4 protein-coding genes are annotated in these 3,675 nt (G+C 72.0%); 2 read left to right on the plus strand and 2 right to left on the minus strand.

The genetic code is table 11. The features are described from left to right. Positions 1–225 precede the first annotated feature (225 nt). Entirely contained in the window at positions 226–1,290 is a 1,065-nt protein-coding gene (locus ACWGH4_RS32800; RefSeq protein ID WP_453467266.1) for an alpha/beta hydrolase family protein, read from the minus strand. Between the two features lie 107 nt (positions 1,291–1,397). On the opposite strand from ACWGH4_RS32800, the gene ACWGH4_RS32805 reads away from it, so the two are divergent. Together ACWGH4_RS32805 and ACWGH4_RS32810 are read left to right on the plus strand one after the other, a co-directional pair. Further along, entirely contained in the window at positions 1,398–2,042 is a 645-nt protein-coding gene (locus tag ACWGH4_RS32805; RefSeq protein WP_453467268.1) for a GNAT family N-acetyltransferase, read from the plus strand. Continuing rightward, a complete protein-coding gene (locus tag ACWGH4_RS32810; RefSeq protein WP_453467270.1) occupies positions 2,039–2,914 on the plus strand; it encodes a PaaX family transcriptional regulator C-terminal domain-containing protein in 876 nt (291 codons plus the stop codon). The genes ACWGH4_RS32805 and ACWGH4_RS32810 overlap by 4 nt, the downstream gene beginning before the upstream one ends. A 46-nt stretch (positions 2,915–2,960) precedes the next feature. Here the strand turns inward: ACWGH4_RS32810 and ACWGH4_RS32815 are convergent, their stop codons facing one another. Beyond that, positions 2,961–3,635, minus strand: a complete 675-nt coding sequence (locus tag ACWGH4_RS32815) for a class F sortase (protein WP_453467272.1) — start codon at positions 3,633–3,635, stop codon at positions 2,961–2,963. Positions 3,636–3,675: the final 40 nt, after the last annotated feature.

Consider the following 3,675-nt stretch of genomic DNA (forward strand, 5'->3'; position numbering starts at 1 on the left):
CTCCTGCGGGCCGGGGTCGTCGCCGCGTCGCCGCCCGGCGGCGAAGAGTCCCGGGCTCAGGTCACCGGGGCACCTCGCTTGCGCGGGAGCCCGACATCGTGCAGGCAAACGGCGAAATCCTGAAGGGTGAACCCGCATCGCGCCACGGGCGACTGTCGGGCGGCACCGCTGGATCCACCGCCGCGCGAAGCGGGCGGGCACCACGGGCGTGTGCCCCAGGGAGGGTCATGGGGTGGCGTCACCGCCGCGGCCGAGACCGTTGAGGAACTGCCGTTGGCCGTCCAGGAATCCGTCCGCGAAGAGCGAGCGGGGGGCGAAGAGCGCGGTGAGTGTGAGCTTGAGATCCGACTGTTCGACGGACTGCTTGAGCAGCGAGTGGGTCGCGTCCGGGTGACGGGTGACCGTCAACGCACCACCTGCGTCCAGCACCTTGCGGTAGACGCGCTCCGTGTCGGCGGTGTCCACGTTGAGGTCATGGCCTGCGAGAACCAGCAGCACCGGAACGCGGCGCAGAGCGCGGAGGTCCTGCGTCGCGTCCGCGGTGTGGTTCCTGGATATGAAGCCCCAGCGACCGGCGGTCATGCCGTCCGCGTCGCCGCCCCGCGCCCTGACGTACTCCTCGAAGATGGCGTGGCGTGCCAGCAGTCGGCGGGTGGTGTCGCTCTCGGCGATCGCGGCGCGGGTGCGCGCGGCCGACGCGTCGTCGGCGCGCAGCTCGGCGAGGAGGTTGTAGCGGCCCTGCCGGAGCCAGTTGATCGCGGGTGAGACGGCGATGACGAAGCTGACGGGCGTTCTGGCGGCGACCTTCGGCAGGACCCAGCCCGCCTGACTGGCGCCCCAGAGCCCGATCCGGTCGCCGTCGATGTCAGGTCGGGTGCGCGCCCAGGCCATGGCGGCGGCCGCCTCGTCGGCACGGTCGTCCATGGACTGCTCGAGCCAGTCACCGGGTGCGCCGGCGACGCCGGGTTTGTCCCAGGACAGGGAGGCGTAGCCGGCCTTTGCGTTCGCTTCCCACATGGGCCTGTAACCGTCTTCGTGGGTGGCGTCGATGGGGCCGTCGCCGTGGATGTACACGACCAGGCCGTGGCGTTCGCGGCCGTCCCTGGGGGTGGCCAGTACGCCGTTGAGCATGTGGCCGCCATGGCGGATCGAGACCCGCTGCTCGTCCATCTCGAAGGAGTTCTGCCACAGGACCACGCCCGCGAGACCGGTGGCCACGACCAGGACCATGACGAGTGACCACGCGGCCATGCGGAGACGGCGCCGTCGGTGGCGGGTCTTCTGACTCATGAGATCTGACCACCTCTGCTCGGGTTGCATGAAACTATCAGAGCAAGAACGATCGTCTCACAAATGATAGTTTTGAGCTCGAGACGGCTGAGCGAGGGGAGCACGGCATGGGTCAGGACGAGACGGGCGCCGCTACGGGGCCGGTGACGGTCCGGCGGGGCGTCCCGGCCGGAGCCGAGCGGCGGGCGGCCGAGCTGTACTGGGACGCCTTCGGCCGCAAACTCGGCCCCGCCCTGAACCCGCCGGACAAGGCGGTGCCCTTCATCGCCGCCCACATGAACGCCGATCGGGCGGTGTGCGCGCTCCTCGACGGGCAGCTCGTCGGCCTCGCCGGCTACCAGCTCGGCGGCCGGGCCCTCACCGGGGGCTCCGCCTCCGCCGTGCTCCATGCCTACGGTCACCTGCGGGGACTGCACCGGCTCCTGCTGCTGGCCCTTTTCGAACGCCACCCGGCCGCCGGGGAGCTCGTCATGGACGGCATCGCGGTGGACCCGGGCGTACGCGGCCGCGGCGTCGGGAGTCTGCTCCTCGAGGAAGTGGCCGCCGTAGCGGCGGAGCACGACTGCCGGGAGATCAGACTGGACGTCATCGACACCAACCCGCGCGCCAGGGCCCTGTACGAGCGGCGCGGCTTCACGGCCGTACGGACCGAGCAGACGCCCTACCTGCGCGGGCTGCTGGGGTTCGGCGCGGTGACCAGCATGCGCCGCCCTGTCGAGGCGAACGGGCCGAAAGGACTGCGCACACCATGACCGACCGCATCGAGATCCCCACCCGCATGCTCGTCCACGCGCTGATCCGCGAGGACGGCACCGTCGACGCGGACGAGCTGTACACCGTCGCCAACACCCTGGGCATGAGCGACCAGCAGGTGCGGCTGTGCGTCAAACGCCTCGTGGCCGAGGGCCGGTTCACCCGCGAGGGCCGGGGCCGCAAGGCGCAGCTGCACGCGACTCCGGACACCGTGCGTGCCCTCGCCCCCAACGCTGACTTCCTCCGGCACGCGTTCGACCAGGACGCCGGGCTCGCGCCGTGGGACGGTGTCTGGCACCTGGCCGCCTTCGCGGTGCCCGAATCGGAGCGCACGTCCCGGGACCTGCTGCGCGAGACGCTCGTCCACCTCGGCGGCGCCCCGCTCCAGGGTGGGCTGTACGTGTGCGCCAACGCCTGGGAACCGTACGTCGAAGAAGCGGCCCACCGCCTCGGCGCCCATGGCGGGCTCACCCTCCTCACCTCGACGGACCTGCGCAGGGGCGAAACCCGGGATCCTGCCGAACTCGCCCGCGCGCTCTGGCCGTTGCCGGAGATCGCCGACCGCTACCACCGCCTCGGCCGCCTGGCCCGGCCCCGACTCGACCGGCTGACCGACCCTGCCGGTATTCCCCCGCCCGAACTCCTCACCGTCGCGGTGGAACTGGCCGCCGAACTCACCCGCGCCATGGAGCCCGACCCGCTGCTGCCGCCCGAACTCCTGCCCCGGCCGTGGCCCGGTGCCGAGGCCCGGAAGATCGTCGCCCGGTGCTGGGCGGCCCTGCGCGAACAAGAAGGCGGCGAAGCCCGCCCGGCCCTCTTCCGCCTCTACGCCGACATCACCCGAGGGGCGGCGGACCGGGCCGCGGGCTGACGGCAGCGGCGCAGGCCTGCCGGACCCGAGCGGCGGCCAGCACTGTTCAGCGCAGTACGGCGTAGACGATGAGGTTGTCCACCGGGTGGCCTTGGCTGTCGAACCGTCCCGAGCAGGTGATCAGGCGCAGGGCGCGGTCGTCGGTCGCGCCGTAGACCTTGTCGGTGGGGAAGGCGTTCTTGCGGACGGTTTCCTTGGCGGTGACGGTGAAGTGGATGGTTTCGCCGGAGTCGTCGCGTACGGCGATGTCCGCGCCCTTGGTGACCTTGGCGAGGTCGTGGAAGACGGCCTTGCCGTAACGGGTGTCGTTGTGGCCGATGATCACAGCGGGTCCGGGCTCGCCGGGGACGGCTGCTCCGGTGTACCAGCCTGCGGTCATGCCCTGTTCGGCGGGTGGGACCTGGACGGTGCCGTCTTCGTTGAGGCCGAGGCGCATCAACGCGCTGTCCACGCCGATCGAGGCGATGCTCACGCGCGCGGGTGCGCCGGAAGCAGCCGAAGCGGGCGGGGGTGTTGAGCCGGCAGGTGGTGGGGCGGCGCGGGTGTCCGGGGCCGTCTCCGTCGTGCCGGTGGTGTCGGCGGGGCCGGCGGGGCCGGCGGGGCCGGCGGGGCCGGCGGGGTTGGTGGGGTCGGCCGAGCAGCCCGCCAGGCCGAGGCTGCCGATGACGGCGACCACGGCCAAGGGGCGGGCCCACCACATCCGTTGGTGCGTGTGCGGCATGAATTCTCCGGGTCTCCAGGCGTGTTCGGCACGGGTGCGG

The sequence above is a fragment of the Streptomyces sp. NPDC054847 genome, from assembly GCF_053610925.1.